The sequence below is a fragment of the Amycolatopsis sp. NPDC049252 genome (assembly GCF_043197175.1).
In the GTDB taxonomy this organism is placed as follows: domain Bacteria; phylum Actinomycetota; class Actinomycetes; order Mycobacteriales; family Pseudonocardiaceae; genus Amycolatopsis.
The window spans coordinates 61,274-80,131 of the sequence record NZ_JBICSQ010000020.1; the positions used below are offsets into that span (position 1 = coordinate 61,274).

The 18,858-nt window shown below is 73.1% G+C and carries 14 protein-coding genes and 1 pseudogene; 8 read left to right on the forward strand and 7 right to left on the reverse strand.

From position 1 onward, the window contains the following. The first annotated feature begins 59 nt into the window (after window positions 1-59). Window positions 60-2,126, forward strand: coding sequence for an AMP-binding protein (locus ACGFMK_RS22650; RefSeq protein ID WP_392766385.1), 2,067 nt, complete (start codon window positions 60-62; stop codon window positions 2,124-2,126). Next, entirely contained in the window at window positions 2,126-2,410 is a 285-nt protein-coding gene (locus tag ACGFMK_RS22655) for a hypothetical protein (protein ID WP_392766388.1), read from the forward strand. Before ACGFMK_RS22650 ends, ACGFMK_RS22655 begins: the two co-directional genes overlap by 1 nt. Window positions 2,411-2,412: 2 nt before the next feature. Here ACGFMK_RS22655 and ACGFMK_RS22660 read toward each other — a convergent pair whose 3' ends face one another. The 5 genes and pseudogenes from ACGFMK_RS22660 to ACGFMK_RS22680 form a co-directional block, all read right to left on the reverse strand. Then, window positions 2,413-3,003: a GyrI-like domain-containing protein gene (locus tag ACGFMK_RS22660; RefSeq protein WP_392766391.1), complete on the reverse strand. Its 591-nt coding sequence runs from the start codon at window positions 3,001-3,003 to the stop codon at window positions 2,413-2,415. Then, window positions 3,003-3,524: a PadR family transcriptional regulator gene (locus ACGFMK_RS22665; protein WP_392766394.1), complete on the reverse strand. Its 522-nt coding sequence runs from the start codon at window positions 3,522-3,524 to the stop codon at window positions 3,003-3,005. Before ACGFMK_RS22665 ends, ACGFMK_RS22660 begins: the two co-directional genes overlap by 1 nt. Window positions 3,525-3,557: 33 nt before the next feature. Further along, window positions 3,558-4,426: pseudogene (locus tag ACGFMK_RS22670) on the reverse strand (alpha/beta hydrolase). Beyond that, a complete protein-coding gene (locus ACGFMK_RS22675; protein WP_392766397.1) occupies window positions 4,423-5,484 on the reverse strand; it encodes a tartrate dehydrogenase in 1,062 nt (353 codons plus the stop codon). Before ACGFMK_RS22675 ends, ACGFMK_RS22670 begins: the two are co-directional and overlap by 4 nt. Window positions 5,485-5,529: 45 nt before the next feature. Then, window positions 5,530-6,420 (reverse strand): LysR family transcriptional regulator, encoded by an 891-nt coding sequence (locus ACGFMK_RS22680; RefSeq protein WP_392766400.1) that lies wholly within the window; start codon window positions 6,418-6,420, stop codon window positions 5,530-5,532. Window positions 6,421-6,562: 142 nt separating this feature from the next. On the opposite strand from ACGFMK_RS22680, the gene ACGFMK_RS22685 reads away from it, so the two are divergent. The 6 genes from ACGFMK_RS22685 to ACGFMK_RS22710 all read left to right on the forward strand — a co-directional run bounded on the left by ACGFMK_RS22685 (window position 6,563) and on the right by ACGFMK_RS22710 (window position 14,307). Next, window positions 6,563-7,882, forward strand: coding sequence for an SWIM zinc finger family protein (locus tag ACGFMK_RS22685; RefSeq protein ID WP_392766403.1), 1,320 nt, complete (start codon window positions 6,563-6,565; stop codon window positions 7,880-7,882). 385 nt (window positions 7,883-8,267) lie between these two features. Next, the gene (locus tag ACGFMK_RS22690) at window positions 8,268-9,659 is read left to right on the forward strand and encodes a DUF5691 domain-containing protein (RefSeq protein ID WP_392766406.1); all 1,392 of its coding nucleotides are present in this window, start codon (window positions 8,268-8,270) and stop codon (window positions 9,657-9,659) included. After that, on the forward strand, window positions 9,656-10,744 hold the full coding sequence (locus ACGFMK_RS22695) for an AAA family ATPase (RefSeq protein WP_392766409.1): 1,089 nt from the start codon (window positions 9,656-9,658) through the stop codon (window positions 10,742-10,744). Before ACGFMK_RS22690 ends, ACGFMK_RS22695 begins: the two co-directional genes overlap by 4 nt. Continuing rightward, window positions 10,741-12,927, forward strand: a complete 2,187-nt coding sequence (locus ACGFMK_RS22700; protein WP_392766412.1) for a DUF5682 family protein — start codon at window positions 10,741-10,743, stop codon at window positions 12,925-12,927. The genes ACGFMK_RS22695 and ACGFMK_RS22700 overlap by 4 nt, the downstream gene beginning before the upstream one ends. Then, on the forward strand, window positions 12,924-14,093 hold the full coding sequence (locus ACGFMK_RS22705; RefSeq protein ID WP_392766415.1) for a VWA domain-containing protein: 1,170 nt from the start codon (window positions 12,924-12,926) through the stop codon (window positions 14,091-14,093). The genes ACGFMK_RS22700 and ACGFMK_RS22705 overlap by 4 nt, the downstream gene beginning before the upstream one ends. Window positions 14,094-14,184: 91 nt before the next feature. After that, on the forward strand, window positions 14,185-14,307 hold the full coding sequence (locus ACGFMK_RS22710) for a ribosomal protein bL36 (protein WP_323325885.1): 123 nt from the start codon (window positions 14,185-14,187) through the stop codon (window positions 14,305-14,307). Window positions 14,308-14,765: 458 nt separating this feature from the next. On the opposite strand, the gene ACGFMK_RS22715 is transcribed toward ACGFMK_RS22710, so the two are convergent. Beyond that, window positions 14,766-16,241, reverse strand: coding sequence for a flavin-containing monooxygenase (locus ACGFMK_RS22715; protein WP_392766418.1), 1,476 nt, complete (start codon window positions 16,239-16,241; stop codon window positions 14,766-14,768). A gap of 70 nt (window positions 16,242-16,311) precedes the next feature. Beyond that, the gene (locus ACGFMK_RS22720) at window positions 16,312-18,681 is read right to left on the reverse strand and encodes a polysaccharide lyase 8 family protein (protein ID WP_392766420.1); all 2,370 of its coding nucleotides are present in this window, start codon (window positions 18,679-18,681) and stop codon (window positions 16,312-16,314) included. Window positions 18,682-18,858 lie beyond the last annotated feature (177 nt).

Genomic DNA, 18,858 nt, shown 5'->3' on the forward strand with positions numbered 1-18,858 from the left:
GCTACCGTAACGCCTCCGTGACCTGAACGTGTGTTCGGTGACTTCGGTGAGGGCAGACGATGCGTGACGATGTGGTCGAGGCGAGTGCCGTGGTCGGGCATCCGCCGGACGTGGTGTGGCAGATCGTCGGATCGCCGGAGTGGTATCCCCGCTTCGTGCCGGAGATCAGCTGGAGCGAGGTGCAGGAGCCGGCCTCGCGCGGGCGCGGCCCCAAGGGCCTGATCCGGATCGTCCCCGAACGCCGCCCGATGCTGGAGGTGCAGGTCCAGGCCGTGGTTTACCGGCCGGGCGAGCACGTCGTATGGTGCGGCGTCCCCGACGACGGCACCTGGGTCTCCCTGGAGCTGAGACCGCTGGCCGGCGGGAAGACCGAGCTGTTCGTGCGGATGATGCTGCAGCCGGCGCACATGGAGCTGGTTTCTTCGGTCAAAAAGGACATCCGCGCCATCGCGCGGCGCCTCGACCTGCACCTGTCGGGCGAGCCCGACCCGGACGCCGGTCCCGACGGCGTCAAGGCCACCAAACTGCGCACCACGAGCATCCTGGTGCGCGCCGGGGTGCTCAGCCCGGGCCGGCCGGACAAGCTGGCGCGTCAGCTCAACTCCATCTCGCAGTGGGGCGCCACCATCGCCGGTGGTTACCAGGCCGCCGCGGCCCGCGCCGCCGACGACGTCGCGCTGCACGACGAGCGCAACGTCCGCACCTTCGCCCACGTCCAGGAGCGCAGCGACCGGCTCACCAACGCCCTCAGCGAACTCGGCGTCAACGAGCGCGACCGGATCGCGCTCATGTGCCGCAACCACTCCGCGATGGTCGAGTCGTTCGTCGCGGCCAGCAAGCTCGGCGCCGACGTCATCCTGCTCAACACCGGCCTCTCCGCGTCGTCGGTCAAGGACGTGCTGGGCGAGCACCGGCCGGCCGCCGTACTGGCCGACGACGAGTTCGCCCAGACCATCGCGAACGTCCCGGGCGACTTCGCGCGCATCAGCACCTGGCCGGACGCCGAGACCGGCTACCCGACCGTCGACGAGCTGATCCAGTCCGCCCCCGCCGACCGGCCCAAGCCGGCCGAGCGGCCGGGCCGGCTGGTCGTGCTCACCTCCGGCACCAGCGGGACGCCGAAGGGCGCGCGCCGCCCGACCCCGAAGGGCATGGGCGCGGCCGCCTCGATCCTCGACCGCATCCCCCTGAAGGCCGGCGACCGGATCCTCGTGGCGGCCCCGCTGTTCCACAGCTGGGGCCTGGCCGCGATGCAGATCGGGATGGCGCTGCGCTCGACGCTGTCGCTGGTCCGCAAGTTCGACGCCGAAGAGACCCTGCGCACGATCGCCGAGCAGAAGTGCGACGCGCTGTTCGTCGTGCCGATCATGCTGCAGCGGATCATGGACCTGCCCGAGCGGGTCCGCGCGCGCTACGACCTGTCGTCCCTGCGGATCGTCGCGAGCAGCGGCTCGGCGATGTCCGGCACGTTCGTGACGGCGTTCATGGACACCTTCGGCGACGTCCTCTACAACTTCTACGGCTCGACCGAGGTGTCCTGGGCGAGCATCGCCGACCCCGCCGACCTGCGCGCCGCGCCGACCACCGCCGGCCGGTGCCCGCTCGGCACGAACGTGGCGATCCTCGACGAGGACCGCAAGCCGGTGCCGCCCGGCGGCGAGGGCCAGATCTTCGTCGGCAACGACATGCTGTTCGACGGCTACACCTCCGGCACGGACCCGGCGCGCGCGGCGGACCTGATGGCCACCGGCGACGTCGGGTACCTCGACGCGGCGGGCCGGCTGTTCGTCACCGGCCGGGCCGACGAAATGATCGTCTCCGGCGGCGAGAACGTCTTCCCGCGCCCGGTCGAGGAAGCCCTGGTGGCGCTGCCCGGCGTGCACGACGCGGCGGTGGTCGGCGTGGCCGACGCGGAGTGGGGCCAGCGCCTGGCGGCCTACGTCGTCCCGCGGCGCGGTGCTTCCCTGCACGCGGAGGACATCCGGGCCTACATCCACCAGCGCCTGGCCCGCTTCGCCGTGCCGCGTGACGTCTACTTCGTGCCGGACCTGCCCCGCAACGCGACGGGCAAGATCCTCAAGCGCCTGCTGCACGACGACACCTGGCCCGTCACGACCGACTACTGATGCCGGAACACACCCCGGACGGCCGCTACATCGTGGTCAACGGCCGCCGTTGGCGCGCGACCGACCCGGAGATCCCCGGCGACGTCCGCGACCGGCTGCAGAAGCACCTGATGGCCGCGCGGCGCGCCGTCGGGGCGGCGAACGACGACGACGCTCGCGCCCAGGCGCGTGAGCGCGTTCAGCTGGCGAAGGTGGCGCTCGGCGAACGCGGTGAGCCGTGGTGGGAGCAGACGTCCGCGCAGCGCCGGGAACGCTGGGAAAGCGGTCTCGCCGACCTCGACTGACCTCAGCCCACCGGTTGCCGCAGCACGGTCTTGAGCTTCGCGGGTTCCGTGCGCCGGGGGTCGCCGAGGTAGACCTCGTGGTGCAGCCCGGTCGGCTTCAAGCCTTGTGTGGCAAGGAAGTCTTCGTGCAGCCGGGCCAGCAGCGGACCCTCGTCGTCGTACGAACCGACGTGCAGCGCCTGGGCGCACCGGCCCTCGGCGAGCGTTTCGAACCGGACGTCGGCGTCGAGCTTCTTCTTGCGGCGCACGGTTCCCCGGGCTTCCTCGACGGCGTCCCCGTCGATCCAGTCCGGCTGGGCGATGAGCATCGTCCACTGCCAGCTGTCCTTGGCGCGGACGGTGAACGCGGCCATGTCGTCGGCCCACCACAAGCCTTCCAGCGGCCCCACGACGAAGTCCTGCTCAGCCGAGCGCTTGAGCGTGTACGCGACCGCGTAAAGCGCTTCGACAGCGCGCTTGTAGCTCTCGGCGGTGTTCGGGTTTCCCCGGCCGTCGATCGCGATGAACCGCTGCGCGGGCACGTCCACGAGCGCCCAGTCGGTGTTCTTCGGCGCGTACAGCTGCTTGAGGTCTTTCTTGATGTCGTACGGCATCAGGGTGTTCCTCCGGTCTGGGCGGCCAGCCACCCGGCTTCGGCTTCGAGCTGCGTGATCGAGTAGTCGAAGATCGCCCGGACGAACGGCGGCGCGGACGGCTGGGCGGCCGCAGCCCGGCGCACCTCGGCCAGCCGCGCGTCGACCGCTTCGGCGCGCCTGGCCAGCGCCGAAGCGAGCCGCCCGGGCGGGAGGAGCGGGCTGTTCGCGAGCCCGGCCAGCACCGGCGGGTGCACCGGGCGCAGCTCCGCGATGGCCGCCTCCGCGGCTTGCGCGCACGCTTCCCGGCCGGCGTCGGTGGCCGTGAACGTCTTCTTCGCCTTCGCGTGCGCACGGTCGGCCGCGACCTCGGCGATCAGGCCGCGGTCGCGCAGCTTGCCGAGGACGTAGTAGATCGAGCTGAAACCGAGGGCGGTCCAGTCGCGCATGCCGCGCTCCTCGACCACTTCGTCCAGCTCGTAGCCGTGCCTCGGCCGCTCGGCCACGAGGCCGAGCACCGTCAGCTCCGCGTCGGTGAGCACCCTACTATTCTAGTGCTGGAATAGACCGTGTCGTCAACCGAAGAACCGGGTCAGCTCCGCCGCGACCTCGGCCGGGGCCTCCTCGGGCAGGTAGTGGTCGGACGGCAGGGCCCGGCCGGTGACGTCGGCGGCGTACCCGCGCCAGACTTCGAGGACGTCGTAGTTCCGGCCGACGAAGCTGCGTTCGCCCCAGAGCGCCCGGACGGGGACCTGGAGGCGGCGGCCCGCGTCGGCCTCGTCGTGCTCGAGGTCGATCGTCGCGGCGGCGCGGTAGTCCGCGCAGGACGCGGCGATCGAGGCTGCGTCGAAGCACCGCACGTACTCGGCCATCGCGGCCGGGTCGAACGGCGTGCCGCCCGCGTGCCGGGACGTCATCCGGGCCCGGATCCAGAACTCCGGGTCGGCGCCGATCATCCGCTCCGGGATGCCGTGCCCCGCGGTGAGGAAGAACCAGTGCCAGTAGCCGGTCGCGAAGTCCCGGTCGGCGTGCGCGAAGGCGTGGCGTGTCGGCACGATGTCGAGCACGGCGAGCGCGCGCACCGCGTCCGGCCGGTCGAGCGCCATCCGGTGCGCGACGCGGCCACCGCGGTCGTGCCCGGCGACGGCGAAGCGGTCGAAGCCGAGTGCGGCCATCACGGCGACCTGGTCCTCGGCCATGGCTCGCTTCGCGTACTCGCGTCTCCGTTGGCAGGAGCGGGTTTGCCGCTGTCGCCGTAGCCGCGCAGATCGGCCGCCACGACCGTGAAGCGCTCCGCGAGCAGCGGCGCGACGGCGTGCCAGATCACGTGCGTCTGCGGATAGCCGTGCAGGAGCAGCACGGGCGGACCCTCGCCGCCGACGGCGCAGCGGATCGGGACACCGGCGTCGACCGTGCGGTACCGGAACGGCAGCGGGACGCTCATCGGGCTCCTCCCAGCTCGTCGAGCACCGCGCGGGTGAAGCCCACCGTCGTCGCGGTGCCGCCCAGGTCGGGCGTGCGCAGCCAAGTCTTCGCCAGCACCGCGGCGAGCGCACCTTCGACGTCGGCGGCGGCTTCGGCGTGGCCGAGGTGCGCGAGCAGCAGCGCGGCGGTCCAGATCGCGCCGATCGGGTTCGCGATCCCGCGCCCGGCGATGTCCGGCGCCGAACCGTGCACCGGCTCGAACATCGACGGGAAGTCGCGCTCGGGGTTGAGGTTGGCGGCCGGGGCGAGGCCGATCCCGCCCGCGACGGCGGCCGCGAGGTCGCTGAGGATGTCACCGAAGAGGTTGGACGCGACGACGACGTCGTAGCGGCCCGGGTCGAGCACGAACTTCGCGGCGAGGGCGTCGACGTGCTCGGACTCGACGGCGACCTCGGGCCGGGTGGCCGCGCGTTCGGCGACGATCTCGTCCCAGAACGGCATGGTGTGCACGATGCCGTTGGACTTCGTCGCCGACGTCAGCCTCCCGCGACGGCGCTGGGCGAGATCGAGCGCGAAGTCGACGACCCGCGTGACACCGGCGCGGGTGAACACGGCCTCCTGCACGGCGAGCTCGTCGGGCAGGCCGCGGTTGAGGCGGCCGCCGATCTCGCTGTACTCGCCCTCGACGTTCTCCCGGACCACGACGAAGTCGACGTCACGGGCATCGCGGACCGGGCTGTCGAGGCCCTCGAACACCCGGATCGGGCGGAGGTTGACGTACTGGCGGAAGCCGCGGCGCAGCGGGATGAGCAGGCCCCACAGGGAAACGTGGTCGGGGACGCCGGGCGCGCCGACGGCGCCGAGGAAGAGCGCGTCGTGGTGGCGGACCCGGTCGAGGCCGTCGGCGGGCATCATCGCGCCTTCGGCGAGGTAGCGCTCGCAGGACCAGCCGAACTCGTCGTAGCGGAAGCTCACGCCGTGCCGCGCGCCGGCCGCGTCGAGCACGGCGCAGGCCGCCGGGGTCACTTCGCGGCCGATGCCGTCACCGGGGACGAGGGCGATGCGGTGGGTGGTCATGCCTTCGATGTCAGCAGGCGGCCGCGGACCGCGTCCAAGACCGGATCACGGCCCGGCTGATAGGCCCTCCCTATCGATCGTGGCCACGAAGGCCGCCGCCGTCGGTGTGAGCACCGTCCGGCCGACCAGCGCGACGTGCAGGTGGGCGGGCGGATCCAGGGCGAACACCCGCGCCCCGGCCCGCCGCGCGAGCGACGTCCACGAGTCGGCCAGCACCGCCATCCCGACCCCGCCCAGCACCAGCGGCAGGATGGCCTCACGGTGCTCGGTCTCCACCACCGGCACGACGTCGACGCCGCTCGCCCGGATGTCGTCGGCCAGCCGCCGCATGCCGGTGCCCGGCTGGCCGACGATCAGGCGACGGCCGGCGAGCAGCTCGCGCGGCACCGGCTCGTCGTCCGGGAAGGGCACGTCCGGGCCGGTGACCAGCACGAACCGTTGCCGGCCGCACGGGACGACGTCCAGTCCCGGCGCGTTCAGGGGCTCCGGACCGGCGGCCAGGCCGAGTTCGGTGACCCCGCCGCGGACCATGCCGAGGACCTCGTCCGGGGTGAACGCCGAGCGCACGGCCACCCTCAGCCCGGGGTGGCGCTCCGTGAACCGGCGGATCATCCCGCTGAGCGGCTCGACCGCCTGTGACGGCATGGCGGCGATCTCGACCCGCCCCGCTTCGAGCCCGGCCACCGAGTCGACGGCCGCCCGCGCGGCGCCGAGCCCGCGCACGATCTGCCGCGCCGGTTCCACGAGCGCGTGCCCGGCCTGGGTCAGCACGAGCCGGCGTCCGACGCGGTCGAACAGACTCGTGCCGAGGTCCCGCTCGAGGACGCGGACGGCCTGCGAGAGCGACGGCTGCGCGACGTAGAGCGCCTGGGCGGCCCGGCTCATCCCGCCGTGGTCGACCACGGCGAGGAAGTACTCGAGCTGCCTCGCGTCCACGCTCACCTCCGGGGCGGCCCAGCATAGATCGCGGGGCTGACCTGCGCTCACGGAAAATGTCGGTGGGTACTGGCATGCTTCGTCGGGTAAGCCACCCCGGGCCACCGCCCGGGGAGAACCGACCGGACGGCAAAGGAAACCAGTGGGGGGACAGGTGGTGACGGCGGTGCCGTGGACCGCGGAACGCGTGGCCGGGCTCGCGCCGGATCCCGCTTCGGAGAAGGCGGGCCGGGCGCTCGCGACACCGGCGAAGTGGTCCGGCGCGGGCGTGTCGAGCGAAGCGATCTGGGGCTTTTGCCAAGGCAGCGGCAAGAAGCCGTACCAGACGTGCGTCGAGCTGGCCGAGCCCGCGTTCCGGTGTTCCTGCCCCAGCCGCAAGTTCCCGTGCAAGCACGCGCTCGGCCTGCTGCTGATGTGGGCGGCCGGCCGGGTCGACGCCGCGGACCCGCCGGAGTGGGTGCACACCTGGCTCGCCGAACGCGCGGACCGGGCGCGGAAGGCGGAGAAGCGCGCGGAAGCCGCGGGCCCCAAGGACGAAGAGGCCGCGGCCAAACGCGCGGAGGGCCGCGCGGCGCGCGTCGAAGGCGGCGTCGCGGAGCTGAAGGTGTGGCTGACCGACCGGGTCGGCGCGGGGTTCGCGGGCTTCGACCGCAGCGGGTCCGAGGAGCTGCGCACGGTCGCCGCCCGGATGGTCGACGCGCAGGCTTCGGGCCTGGCGGGCGGGCTGCGGCGGGCGGCCGGGATCGTCGGCCGCCGCGACTGGCCGGACGCGCTGCTCGCCGAGCTGTCGCTGTTGTTCCTGCTCGCGGACGCGGCGGGCCGGCTGAGCGAGCTGCCGCCGGGGCTGGCGGAGACCGTGCGGACGCGGCTCGGGTTCTCGGTGGAGACGGCCCGGGTCGTGGAGAGCGGCGAGCGCGTCTCGGACGACTGGCTGATCACCGGCGCGGCCGACGAGGAGAACGACCGGCTGCTGACCCGGCGCACGTGGCTGCGCGGCCGCCGCACGGGGCGGGACGCGCTGGTGCTTTCGTTCGCGCCACCGGGCCGGCCGCTCGACGCGTCGCTGCCGCCCGGGCACCTGCTGACCGCGGAGCTGGCGTTCTACCCGGGCGCCGCGCCCTTGCGGGCCCTCGTGGCGGAGCGGGGCATCCCGCTCCCGGCCCCGACGGCCGCGGGCGGTTCGATCGAGGAGGCCCTGGCGGCGTACGCCAGGGCGATGGCGGCGGACCCGTGGCTGGAGCGCTGGCCGGTCCTGCTCTCGGAGGTGACCCCCGCCGCACACGGCGACGGCTGGTGTCTGTCCGAAAAGGACGGAACAGCGTTACCCCTGGTCCCGTACGCGTTCCCGTGGTCCCTGCTGGCCCTCTCGGCCGGCGGCCCGCTGACGGTGGCAGCCGAGTGGAGCCCGGCAGGCCTGCGCCCGCTGACGTGCTGGCACGAGAACCGGGCGGTCCGCCTGTGACCCCGAACCCCGTGTCGCCCACCCAAACACGCGAGTCGTCCATCCAGATACGCGAGTCGTCCATCCAGGCACGCGTGTCGTCCATCCAGGCACGCGAGTCGTCCACCCAGGCACACGTGTCGTCCATCCAAGTACGCGAGTCGTCCACCCAGGCACGCGAACCGGCCGTCCCGGTACGCGGGTTGTCTTTCCTGGCGCACGAGTCGGCTCCCCCGTCGCGCGAGTCGATCCTCCGCACACGCGAGTCGACTCCACAAACGCGCGAACCGAGACCCGAAACACGCGAGCCGGCCGTCCGGACACGCGTATTGACCCCGTACGCACACGGGCCGGGATCGCTCGCCGACCCACCGACCGACCACCGGCAGACCAAGGAGGTGCGCTCATGAAAGCCTGGGAAGACCTCGTCGGCACCGCGCTCCTCGGCACCCGCCGCCGGCCGCTCGATCTCGGCGGGCAGCCCGCCGCCGTGCAGGAGCTCGCCGGCGAACGCAGCGAGCCCGCCGAACAGCTGCTGGCCGCCGCCGCGGTGCTCACCACCTACAAGCGGGCCGGGCGGCGGGCGCTCGCCGACGTCAAGCCGCTGCCCGTCGCCGCGCCCGACGAGCGGCCCTTCGTGCCCGCTCTGGCGCGGGAACGGCTGGCCCGGCTGCTCGCCGCGAGCCACCCGGACCTGCTTCAGGAGTGGCTCGGCATCCTCGCCGGCACGCACTACCGCGTCCCGCCGGAGTTCCTGCCGCTGCTGGCCGAAGCCGCCCGCTCCAAGGCGGCCCTGCGCGGGCCGCTCGTCGCGGTCGCCGGGCCCGTCGGGGCGTGGCTCGGGCAGCGGAACACCGACTGGGCCTTCCTGGCCGCGCCCGCCGAGGAATCCGGCGACGTCTGGCAGTACGGCAGCCTCGCCCAGCGCCGCCGCTGGCTGGCCGCCCGCCTGACCGACGACGCCGACGCGGCCCGCGAAGCGCTGACGACGTCGTGGAAGACCGAGCCGGCCGACGTCCGTGCCGACTTCCTCGGCGTGCTCGCCGGGCACGTCCGGGACGACGACGAGGACTTCCTCGAAGCCGCCCTCACCGACCGCGCGGCCGCCGTCCGGGAGAAGGCCGCCGACCTGCTCGGCCGTCTGCCGGACACCCGCCACGGGCACCGGATGGCCGAGCGGCTGCGGCCGCTCGTCCGGCGCCGCGGCCGGGTCCTCGACGTCGCCCTGCCCCAGACCGAACGCGGCAAGGACGAGGGCACCGTCCGGCTGCGGACGCTGGTCTCGGCCGCGCCGCTGTCCTTCTGGACGGAGTTCGGGCCGCCCGCCGAGGTGGTGCGGATGACCGTCGAGGGCTGCCCGCCGGGCGTCCTGCGGGACGCCTGGGCCGCCGCGGCCCTGCGCCAGCGCGACGAAACCTGGGCGCAGGCGCTGATCGGCGCCGACCCCGGCGGGCGCACCACCCCGCCGCTGCTCGGCGTGCTGGGCGCGGCCGGCCAGGCCGCCACCATCGGGCACCTGGTCGGGCGGCTGCCCACCGAGTCGTTCGCCCGGCTGGTGCACGAGCTGCCCCGGCCGTGGACCACCGAGCTCGGCACCGCGCTGCTCGACTGGATCGCCCGCCAGGACGACCACCGCCTGGTCTCGCACGCCGCCGTCGTGATCGCCCGCGCGGTCCCGGCCGGCTGCCTGCGCCACCCGCTGGCCACCACCCGGCTGACCATGGACGCCGGGCCGTGGCGCCGGGCGCTCACCGAAACGTTGAACTTCCGCCGCGAAATGTACGAGGAGCTCGCATGACCGCCCCCGCCACCGTCCTCCGGCCGCACGCCGAACAGGAGCACGCCGCCGAACTGGCCGCGCTGGCCGCCGCCGACGAGCGGGCCAAGCCGCCCAACTGGAACCTCTCCCCCTGGGCGGTCGTCGAATACCTGCTCGGCGGCACCCTGCCGGACGGCACCGTCATCACGCCGAAGTACGTCGGCCCGCGGCGGCTGATCGAGGTCGCCGTCGCCACCCTGGCGACCGACCGCGCGCTGCTGCTGCTCGGCGTGCCGGGCACGGCGAAGACGTGGGTGTCCGAGCACCTGACCGCCGCGATCAGCGGCGACTCGACGCTGCTGGTGCAGGGCACCGCGGGCACGTCCGAGGAGTCGATCCGCTACGGCTGGAACTACGCCCGGCTGATCGCCGAGGGCCCGAGCCCGGCCGCGCTCGTCGAAAGCCCGGTGCTGCGTGCGATGCGCGACGGGAAGCTGGCCCGGCTCGAGGAGCTCACGCGCATCCCGGCGGACGTCCAGGACACGCTGATCACCATCCTGTCCGAGAAGACGCTCCCGATCCCGGAGCTGGGCGACGAGGTCCAGGCGCGGCCCGGCTTCAACATGATCGCGACGGCGAACAACCGCGACAAGGGCGTCAACGAGCTGTCCAGCGCGCTGCGGCGGCGGTTCAACACCGTGGTGCTGCCGCTGCCCGACAGCGCGGAGGCGGAGATCGAGATCGTCAGCCGGCGGGTCCTGGAGCTGGGCACGTCCCTGCAGCTGCCGGCCGAGGCCGCCGAGCTGGCCGAGATCCGCCGGGTCGTCACCGTGTTCCGCGAGCTGCGCTCGGGCCGCACCGAAGACGGCCGCACGGCGGTGAAGTCGCCGTCCGGCACGCTGTCCACCGCCGAGGCGATCAGCGTGCTCACCGGCGGCCTGGCCCTGGCGACCCACTTCGGTGACGGCGTGCTGCGCCCGCACGACATCGCGGCCGGCATCCACGGCGCGGTGGTCAAGGACCCGGTCGCCGACCGCGCGATCTGGCTGGAGTACCTGGAGACGGTCGTCCGCGAGCGCGACGGCTGGTCCGACTTCTACCGGGCCGGCCAGGAGATTTCGTGACCACCACCCACCTGCTCGGCATCCGCCACCACGGTCCGGGCTCGGCCCGGGCCGTGGCGGCGCGGCTGGCGGAACTCCAACCGGACGTCGTGCTGATCGAGGGGCCGCCGGAAGCCGACGCGCTCGTCGAGCTGACCGAAGACCCGGCGATGGCGCCCCCGGTGGCGCTGCTGGCGTACGCGACCGACGACGTCTCGCGGGCCGCGTTCTGGCCGTTCGCCGTCTTCAGCCCCGAGTGGCAGGCGCTCGCGTACGCGCGGGAAGCCGGTGTCCCGGTGCGGTTCTGCGACCTGCCCGCCGCGAACACCTTCGCCGCCGGGCCGGACGAGCACGCCGGGCCGCCCGGCGACCCGCTCGCCTCGCTGGCCGCCGCGGGCGGCTACGACGACCCGGAACGCTGGTGGGACGACGTCGTCGAGTCGCGTCGGGACGACGCCTCGCCGTTCGAGGTGATCGCCGAGGCGATGACCGCGCTGCGCGAAGGCGAGAAACCGCCGCAGGGCAACGAAGCACGCCGTGAGGCCTACATGCGCTCGGTGCTGCGCAAGACCCGCAAGGACGGCTTCGAGAACATCGCCGTCGTGTGCGGCGCCTGGCACGTGCCCGCGCTGGCCGACCCGCTGCCGCCCGCGTCGCACGACCAGACCGTCCTCAAAGGACTTCCGAAGCGAAAGGTCGCGTGCACCTGGGTGCCGTGGACGCACGGACGCCTCGCCGCGGCCAGCGGCTACGGCGCGGGCGTGCTCTCGCCGGGCTGGTACCACCACCTGTTCACCACGGCCTCCGACGTCACCACGCGCTGGCTGGCCGGTGTCGCGGCGGTGCTGCGCGAAGAGGACCTGCCGGTCTCGACCGCGCACGTCATCGAGGCGGTCCGGCTGGCCGAGGCGCTGGCCGCGCTGCGCGGCCGGTCGTCGGCCGGGCTGGCGGAGGTCACCGAAGCCACCCGGTCGGTGCTGTGCGGCGGGGACGACGTGCAGGTCGCGCTGGTCACCCGGCGGCTCGTCGTCGGCGAACGGCTCGGCGAGGTGCCCGACCGCGTCCCGCAGCCACCGCTGGCCGCGGACCTGACCGCGACCGCGAAACGCCTGCGGCTCAAGAAGGACCCGGTCGTCAAGGAGCTCGACCTCGACCTGCGGACCCCAGGCGGGCTCGACCGCTCGAAGCTGCTGCACCGGCTGCGGATCCTCGGCATCGAATGGGGCACGCGGGAGGCGTCGGCGCGGCGGAACCGGGGAACGTTCCGGGAGACCTGGGCGCTGTGCTGGGAGCCGTCGTTCGAGGTCGACCTCGTCGCGGCCGCGGTGCACGGCACGACCGTGCCGTCGGCGGCCACCTCCGCGGTCCGCGGCACGGTCGAAGGCACCCCGCCGCTCGACGAGGTCACCACCGCCGTCGAGAACTGCCTGCTCGCGGACCTGGCCGACGCGCTGCCCGACGCGCTCGCGGCGCTCGACGCGCGGGCCGCGGCCGACTCGGACGTCGCGCGGCTGATGTCCGCGCTGCCCGCGCTGGCCCGGGCGACCCGCTACGGGGACGTCCGCGGCACCGACACCGGTTCCCTGCGCGCGGTCGCCCTCCGCATGCTGGACCGGGTCTGCGCCGGGCTGCCGCCGGCGACCCACGGCATCGACGACGACGCCGCGACCCGGTTCTGCAAGCTGGTCGACGGCGTCCACGACGCCACCGCGCTGCTGGGCGAGGACGCGAAGGCACGCTGGCTGGCCGCGCTCGCGCGGCTGGCCGAACGCCCGTCGCTGCCGCCGCTGCTGGCCGGGCGGCTGACCCGGATCCTGCACGACGCCGGGCTGCTCGGCTCGCTCGACATCGAACTGCGGCTCGGCCGGGCGCTCACGCCGGGCGTCACGCCGTCGGCGGGCGCGGCGTACGTCGAAGGCTTCTTCGACGGCGGGGCCCTGCTCCTGGTGCACGACGAGGCCCTGCTGCAGGTGATCGACGCCTGGCTCGCGGCGATCCCCGCCGACGTCTTCACCGAGGTGCTTCCGTTGCTGCGGCGCACTTTCGGGGCATTCAGCGGGCCCGAGAAGCGGGCGATCGGGCAGCGGGCGGCCGGGCTGACCGGCGCCGCGCGGGTCGTCGTGCCGACGGCCGACGAACTGGACGAGGAACGGGCCGAGCGCGTGCTGCCCGTCATGGCGACACTGCTGGGGGCCGGGGTATGAGCGTGGACACGGATCGGTTGCGCCGCTGGCGGCTGGTGCTGGGCGGCGAAGGCGGCGGGCCGGGCTCGGGACTGGAGGCCGCCCAGCTGTCCGAAGAGGACAGTGGCGTGGACAAGGCGCTGGCGGCCCTCTACGACAAGCCGGACGAGGAGTCCGCCGGCGGGCCGCGGAGTGCGAACCTGGGCGCGTCGGCGCCGCGGGTCGCGCGCTGGCTCGGCGACGTCCGGCGCTACTTCCCCAGCACCGTCGTGCAGGTGATGCAGCGCGACGCGGTCGACCGGCTCGGGCTGACCCGGATGCTGCTGGAGAAGGAGCTGCTCTCGGCGGTCGAGCCAGACGTCCACCTGGTCGGCACCCTGCTCTCGCTCAACAGCGTGCTGCCCGAAGAGACCAAGGAGACCGCGCGCGAGGTCGTCCGCAAGGTCGTCGAAGAGCTGGAGGAGCGGCTCGCCGACCGCACGCGCGCGGCGATCAAGGGCGCGCTCGACAAGGCGTCGCGCACGCACCGCCCGCGTCCGGGCGACATCAACTGGGCCCGCACGATCCACGCCAACCTCAAGCACTACTCCCCCGAGCTGCGCACGATCGTCCCGGAGAAGCTGATCGGCTTCGGGCGGCGGCAGCAGGCGGTGCAGCGCGACGTCATCCTGGCCGTCGACCAGTCGGGCTCGATGGCGGAGTCGGTGGTGTACTCCGGGCTGTTCGGCGCGGTGCTGGCGTCGATGCGGGCGCTGAAGACGTCGTTCGTCGCGTTCGACACCGAGGTCGCGGACCTCACCGAGCACCTCGCCGACCCGGTCGACGTGCTGTTCGGCACCCAGCTGGGCGGCGGCACCGACATCAACCGCGCGATCGCCTACTGCCAGGGCCTGGTCGGGCGCCCCGAGCAGACGCTGCTGGTGCTGATCAGCGACCTCTACGAAGGCGGCGACGAGGACGAACTGCTGCAGCGGATCGCCGAGCTGGTAGGCTCGGGCGTCCAGGTGGTGACCCTGCTGGCGCTGTCCGACTCGGGCGCGCCGTCGTACGACCACGAGAACGCGGCGGCGCTGGCGGAGCTGGGCGTCCCGGCGTTCGCGTGCACCCCGGATCAGTTCCCGGAGCTGATGGCGGCCGCCGTCCGCGGTGACGACCTGCAGGCCTGGGCCGCCCGCGAGAGCAGCTGAGTTGCGGGATTAAACCCACCCCGGCCGCTGTTGAAGCCACTGTGGGACGTTTTCGGGGCCCGCACCGCCGACCAGGAAGGGACGGCTCGCCATGAAGGTCCGCAGTTCGCTTCGTTCGCTCGCCCGCCAGCCGGGCGCCCAGGTCATCCGCCGTGGGACGCGCGTGTTCGTGATCAACAAGGACAACCCGCGCTCCAAGGGCCGCCAGGGCTGACCCCAGGGGCAGCACAACGCGTGGGCCGGGCCCCGGAACCGCACGGTTCCGGGGCCCGGACCGTTTCCCGCCCGGTCACGGTTGGGCCGCTGTCGGGGCGATTCCGTACCAACCCCCCGCCGGCGGGCGACACCTGCCACCGCGGCCGGTCTCAAGGGTCCTCGCCCGGATCGATCTTGCCGAAGACGACGCGTCTTCCGTTCGCGGGCCTGACCTACCAGCGGGCTTTCAGCGCTGCCGCCTCGCACGACAAGAACATCGGCAGCTGGGCGGTGCAGATCTACGTCTACGAGGAGGACGGCTCCCGGCGCGTCGAGCTGCATCGACCACTCGGGCTTCAACCGGGCGATGAGCGGCACCAAGAACACCTACTCGAAAGCGGCCGGCGTCAAGAACGCCCGCGCGGTCGCCGACGCGCTGCGGAGCTCCGATCCGTCGGCAGTGCTCGGCTGACCGCCTCAGCGGGACGCCGGCACCGGGGACTCCGCGCGGCCGAAGCGCATCACGCCGTCCTCGAGGCGGTTGAAGCGCATGTCCGCGAGGTCCAGGAGGTAGTTCTGGCGCATCATCCAGGGCCGTCGCTCGCCCTGCTTCGGCAGGACCGCGGCGGCCCTGGTGATGTACCCCGACGCCAGGTCGACGATCGGGCGCGGACGGCCCGCGCCCGACGCGCCGGCCGGGTCCGGGGTGCACGACACGAACCCGCGGCGGTCCAGGTGCTCCAGCAGGCGGCAGACGTACTGGGACGTCAGGTCCGCGCGCAGCGTCCACGAGTTGTTCGTGTAGCCCACGCACCACGCCAGGTTCGGGATGCCGCCGAACATCATGCCCTTGTACGCCCGCTGCTCGCCCGGCTCGATCTCGCGGCCGTCGACGCTCAGCGTGATCCCGCCGAACGCCACCAGCCGCAGCCCGGTCGCCGTCACGATGACGTCCGCGGGCAACTCCCGGCCGGACTCGAGAAGCACGCCGCCGGGCGTGAAGCGCGAAATCCGGTCCGTCACGATGTCGGCCTTGCCCGAGCGCAGTGCCTGGAACAGGTCCGCGTCCGGCACCAGGCACAACCGCTGGTCCCACGGGTGGTAGTCCGGCACGAAGTGCGGGTCGACCGGGATCGACGCCGGCAGCTGCGCCGCCACGCGCTTGCGCAGCGCCAGCGACGCCCGGTCCGGCAGCCGCCGCATCAGCTGGAAGAAGAACGTGCCCATGACGACGTTCTTGCCGCGCACCACCCGGTGCGCGAGGTTCTCCGGCAGCAGCGCGCGGATCCGGTCGGCGAGCGCGTCCCGCCCCGGCCGCGCCACGATGTAGGACGGCGAGCGCTGCAGCATCGTCACGCGAGCCGCGCGCGGGGCCATCGCCGGGACGAGCGTCACCGCCGTCGCGCCGCTGCCGATCACGACGACCTGCTTGCCGTCGTAGTCCAGCTCGTCCGGCCACTGCTGCGGGTGCACGATGTCGCCCGCGAACTCCTCGCGGCCGGGGAAGTCGACGACGTGCCCGCCCGCGTAGTCGTAGTAACCGCTGCACAGGTAGAGGAACCGGCAGGTGAACGTGGCGCCGTGCGCGGTCGAGACCGTCCAAAGCGCGCCGGCGGACGACCAGCTCGCACCGACGACCCGGTGCCCGAACCGGATGTGCCGCTCGATGCCGTACGCGGCCGCGGTCTCCCGGACGTAGGTGAGGATCGACGGGCCGTCGGCGATCGCCTTCGCGTCCTTCCACGGCCGGAACGGGTAGCCGAGGGTGAACATGTCCGAATCGGACCGGATGCCCGGGTACCGGAACAGGTCCCAGGTTCCCCCGATCGTGTCACGCGCTTCGAGCACGGCGTAACTCTTGCCCGGCAACCGTTCCTGGAGACGGCAGGCCGCGCCGACGCCGGACAGGCCGGCGCCCACGATCAGGACGTCCACGTGCTCCGCGCTGGTCATGAAATCCAGCGTAACGGAGGTGGGGACCACGCCGGGCCGGGTCGGGGCACCGGCCCGGCGTGGAGGACCACTACAGCGGGACGACCTTCGTCGCGCCGAAGCTGCCCTTCAACGGCACCACCACGGACTTCCCGCGCACCGTCACCGTCACGCTGTCCTGCGTCTGGGTCGGGTCCGACACCGCGAGCTGCCGGCCCCAGCCGCACCGCCCGATCGCCACGGACACCGGACCGGACACGCGCACGTCGCCGACCGAACCCGCCGCGAAGAAGTTCGCCAGCAGGGTTTCGCCGACCTGGACCGCCTGGACCGTCGCGGTGTTGGCCCGCACCTGCCACGCCGAAAACACCCCGGCCGCGCCGACCGTGCCGAGGACCGACGCGCCGGGCAGCACCGCGTACGCGTACGTCGCGTTCACGGGCTTGATCCCGTGCTCCAGCACCAGTTTCTGGTACCGACGGGTGTTCGGTGTCGTCGTGCCCTTGGTGTTGGCGCCGGTGTCGATGTCGCGCCACGCGCCGGTGCGGTCCTCCCGCACCGCCGTCACGGACGCGTCGTCGAGCAGGACGTACCCGCTGACGTTCTCCAGGTGCAGCCACCTCGGTCGCAGCGCGGACGCCTTGCCGAGGTCGGTCGCGACGCGCCGGAAGTCTGCCGTCAACGCACCCTTACCGCCCTCGCCGAGGTTGCGGTTCTCGATCGTCGTGCGCACCGCGGCCGCCGACGTGCTGGTGATCCCGGCCCCCAGGCAGACGACCCCGGACGGCGTGAAGAACCACGACTTCTTCGCGACCAGCGAACCGTCCCAGGACTTGAAGTCGAACGCGTAGGCGCCGTGCTTGTCGTCCCAGCGGACGCCGCCGGTGTGCGGGTTCGGGCCGACCGGCACGCCGCCGAACTTCGGGTCCGGCGGGCCGTCGTTCTCGGTCGTGCCCGGCAGCAGCAGCGGGTCGACCGTCGGCCAGTAGGCGTCGGTGTAGTGGCCCTTGGCGTTGGGCAGGAACGTGTAGAGCACGCCGTCGCCGACGTAGTAGCCCTTGAGGTTCTGGCCGTTGATGGACTCGTAGCGGGAGATCCTCGTGGAGCTGACCCCGAGCGACGACGTCCAGTCCTCGGTGACGTGCACCATCCGGTCCTGCTGGCCGAAGATCCGGTGCGTGGCCGTCGTCCGCGCCGGGCGGGTGTGGGCCGCCAGCATGTCCTGCGCGAACTCGATGCCCGGCGTGGCCACGAGGTCCGGGCCGGGCGCGAACCGCTCCGGGTCCGGGATCTTGAGGAACGGCGCGTACGTGCCCTCGGTGATCCACTTCGCGGCCAGCGCGTTCAGGTCGGTTTTGGTCTTGCCCGAAGCCGTCCGGGCCAGCACCAGCGTCGCGACGGTCAGCTGGTGGCCGATGTCGTGCGCGGTCTCCCCCTGCCGCGACAGCATCCGCCCGCGCACCGGCTCCAGCAGCGCGCCGGCGTAGACGAACGGCGCGAACGCGTCCGCGACCAGCGCGTAGATCTTGTCCTTCAGCGGCTGCGGGAGCGCGTACTCGGTGCCCTGGGTGACGTGGATGGCGCCGGCCAGCGCGGTGAGCAGCACGATGCCGTAGTGCCCGGGGTACGGGATGGTGTCGTGCTGGATGAACGAGCCGTCGACGTGGAAGCCGTCACCGGCCGCGCGGTCCAGCCGCGCGACGACGCTCGCCGCGCCCCCGCCCGCGACGTCGGTCAGCGCGTCGATGCCGGTCTTGATCCAGGCCGTGTCGCCGAGCAGCGCGCCGGCGACGATCGAGATCAAGCCCTTGTCCGCGCGGTTGGCGCCGGTCTCGACGAGCGCGGTGTTGTTCGCGCGGACGTTCGGGTTGCCGACGAACCGCTTGATCGGGCTGACGTACCGCGCGAGCTCGTCGGCGGTCAGCTGGTCGGCGACCACCGAAAGCGTGTGCAGCACGTAGTACGGGACGCCGATTTCGTAGGTGTACCAGTTGCCGATCTCGCCGACACCCGGGTTGTACTGGCTGGCGTAGATCAGCTCCAGCGCCGCCTTGATCCGGGTCAGCACGGCCGGGTCACCGGACAGGGCGCCACCCGGGGTGCCCCAGTCGACGGCGATGGCGCGCAGCCGCGCGTACATCGACGTCGTGTAGTCGCTGCCGGGGCCGAGCGGCAGGTCCATCCACAGTGGAGCGCCACCACCGGCCACGGACATGGTGTCGTTGTAGGCCTTCGCGACGCGGCCCAGGTTGGCCAGCGCCGCGGTGCGTTCCGGCGAGGGCCGGTTGATGCCGCTCTGCAGCTGCCGGTAGGCCGCGACGATCGGCCCGGTCGCGGCGGGAACGCCACTCGCCGCCGCGACCGGGGTGGCGGCGGAAGCGAACACGGGACGGGTGAGGAACACGGTGGAAGCGGCCGCCAGGGCGCCGCCGCGCAGGGCGTTTCTCCGGTTCACGGGCATGACAATGCCTCCCAGGATGGGGAACGGGAATTCGGTTGTGCGGCGGCGTCAGGGGTCGTGAGTGGGAAACAGTGTTCTAACACTGTTTCCCACTCACCCCGGGGGGCGCCGGGTGCCGCGGGGCGGGGGGGGCGCGGGCACGGGTTTGGCTCCAGGCCGGGGTTGGGGCGGAGCGCG